Source organism: Cellulomonas algicola, from assembly GCF_003851725.1.
Lineage (GTDB): Bacteria > Actinomycetota > Actinomycetes > Actinomycetales > Cellulomonadaceae > Cellulomonas > Cellulomonas algicola.
Window position 1 is genome coordinate 1 of sequence record NZ_BHYL01000433.1, and the last position, 2,241, is coordinate 2,241.

General features: G+C 79.0%; 3 protein-coding genes. All 3 read right to left on the reverse strand.

Going from position 1 to position 2,241, the window contains the following annotated elements:
- Nucleotides 1–575 (reverse strand): thiamine pyrophosphate-binding protein (locus CTKZ_RS20455; RefSeq protein ID WP_268904352.1); only part of this gene is annotated, 575 nt, incomplete at its 3' end.
- Nucleotides 572–1,636: an o-succinylbenzoate synthase gene (locus tag CTKZ_RS20460; RefSeq protein WP_124344625.1), complete on the reverse strand. Its 1,065-nt coding sequence runs from the start codon at nucleotides 1,634–1,636 to the stop codon at nucleotides 572–574. The genes CTKZ_RS20460 and CTKZ_RS20455, both read right to left, overlap by 4 nt.
- Nucleotides 1,637–1,734: 98 nt before the next feature.
- Nucleotides 1,735–2,241, reverse strand: a 507-nt coding sequence (locus CTKZ_RS21805; protein ID WP_160142946.1) for a TetR/AcrR family transcriptional regulator, incomplete at its 5' end; no start/stop codon positions are given.

Below are 2,241 nucleotides of genomic sequence, written 5' to 3' on the forward strand. Positions count from 1 at the left end.
TCGCCCGTGCGCGCACCGGTGGCGGCCGCGACCGCGCGCGAGACGAGGTGGCGCAGGTCGCGGGCCTCGTCGGGCAGGCCGACCGGTGCGGGCACGTCGGCGGCGAGCCGCACGGCGGCACCGAAGATCCCGGGCTGCACGGTCGTCTGGTTGGCGCCGGTCCCGCGCAGCTCGTGCGGCCGGTCGGCCGTGAGCAGGAGCAGCGGGACGCCCGCGTGGTGCGCCTCGAGGACCGCGGGGTGCAGGTTCGCGACGGCCGTGCCCGACGTGGTGACGACGGCGACGGGCCGCGCGCCGTCCTCGTCGTGGGCCGCCGCACGCGCGAGCCCGAGGGCCAGGAACCCGGCGGACCGCTCGTCGATCCGCACGTGCAGGCGGATGGCGGGGGCACCGGCGGGACGCTCGTCGTCGGGACGGGCGGCGTCCGCGAGCGCGTACGCGAGCGGCGCGCTGCGCGACCCGGGGGCGAGCACGACGTCCCGGACGCCGAGCGTGGCGAGCGCCTGCACGAGCACGCGTGCGGCCGTCGTGGCCGGGCTCGGGTCGCGTGGCTGCGTCGTCACGTCGGACATCATGCCGTCCACGTCGCCCGCGGGCCGGTCGCGTCGCCCGCCGGGGTCCCGGTGGGCGAGCCGGTCGGGTCGCCCGTCGGGATCCCGGTGCCGCGTGGGCCACGGGCACCGGCGACCGCGAGGACGTCGTCGAGCCGGCGGTGCCAGCGTGCGGTCAGCGCGTCGTCGGCCGCGTGCGCCGCGAGCAGCCGCGCGTCCGGCACGGGACGGCGCACGGGCACCGCACCGTCGACCGGCAGGAGCGGGTCGGCGACGACGTCGGCCGTGAGGAGCTGCGCGGTCGCGAGGCCGCACGCGTACGGGAGCTCGGGCAGCGCGGCCGCGAGCGCGACGCCGGCCGCGAGCCCGACCGACGACTCGAGCGCGGACGACACGACGACCGGCAGGCCGCAGTCCTCGGCGATCCGCAGGCACGCGCGCACCCCGCCGAGCGGCTGGACCTTGAGCACGAGCACGTCGGCCGCGCCCGCGCGCGCGACGGCGAGGGGGTCGTCGGCCCGCCGGACGGACTCGTCGGCGGCGATCGGGACGTGCGTGCGGCGGCGCAGCGCGGCGAGGTCGTCGACGGTCGGCACGGGCTGCTCGGCGTACTCGAGCCCACCAGCGGCGCGGTCGAGCACCGCGAGTCGGGCGACCGCGGTGTCGACGTCCCACGCGGCGTTGGCGTCGACGCGGATCGCACCGCCAGGTCCGAGCGCGTCGCGGACCGCTTCGAGCCGGGCGACCTCGTCGTCGACGGTCTGCCCGGGCTCGGCGACCTTGACCTTGGCGGTCCGGCAGCCGCCCGAGGCGCGGACGATCCGGTGCGCGGTCGCGGCGTCGACCGCGGGCACGGTCACGTTGACCGGGACGGTCGCGCGGACAGGTTCGGGCCACCCCTGGTCGGCGGCCTCGCGTGCCGCACGCCACCACGCGGCGGACTCGGTCGCGTCGTAGTCCCAGAACGGGCTGAACTCGCCCCACCCGGCGTCCCCGCGGACGAGGACCCCGTCGCGGCTGGTCAGGCCGCGGAACCGGGTCCGCATCGGCACGGACCAGACGACCGGGGACGGCGTGGCGGGCATCGGGCCAGCGTACGTCGGCCGCCGGGCGCTCCCGGACGGCCGTCGGCCCGGTGGGGCACCGCGGGGCCGGTCGTCGGGCGCGGTCCGCCGGCGACGTCTCAGCGGGCGACGGCGAGGAGCAGGTCGCGAGCGGTCGGCCGGACCGGGCGGTCCTCCGAGAGGGCAGTGACGACGGCACCGTCGACGAGCGCGACGGCGACGGCGGGCGCGAGCTCGAGCCCGACGGCCGCGATGACGCGTGCGACCACCTCGTCGACCTCGGCGCGCCCGTCGGCGAAGGCCCGCGCGAGGGTGCGGTTGCGGCCGGACCCGAGCAGGTGCTCGTACTGCGCACGCACGGCGTCGTCGTCGCCGGGGGGCAGGACGGCGGCTGCGACGACGTCGGCGGCGGCGTGGGCGCCCGTCGGCGGCCCGGCGTCGAGCGACGCGAGGACGGCGCTCGCGTTCTGCGCCCACGACCGGGCGAGGACGCTGCCGGCGGCGGTCGCAAGCTCGTCGAGGTCGGCGAAGTAGTAGGTCGTCGCGGACAGCGACGCGCCGGCCGCGGCCGCGACCCGGCGGTGCGTGAGGGCTCCGGGCCCTTCGCGCAGCACGAGGTCGGCGGC

Excerpts from the sequence above, each read along its gene's own strand:
- CTKZ_RS20460 (WP_124344625.1), bottom strand. The coding sequence starts at position 1,636 with ATGCCCGCCACGCCGTCCCCGGTCGTCTGGTCCGTGCCGATGCGGACC.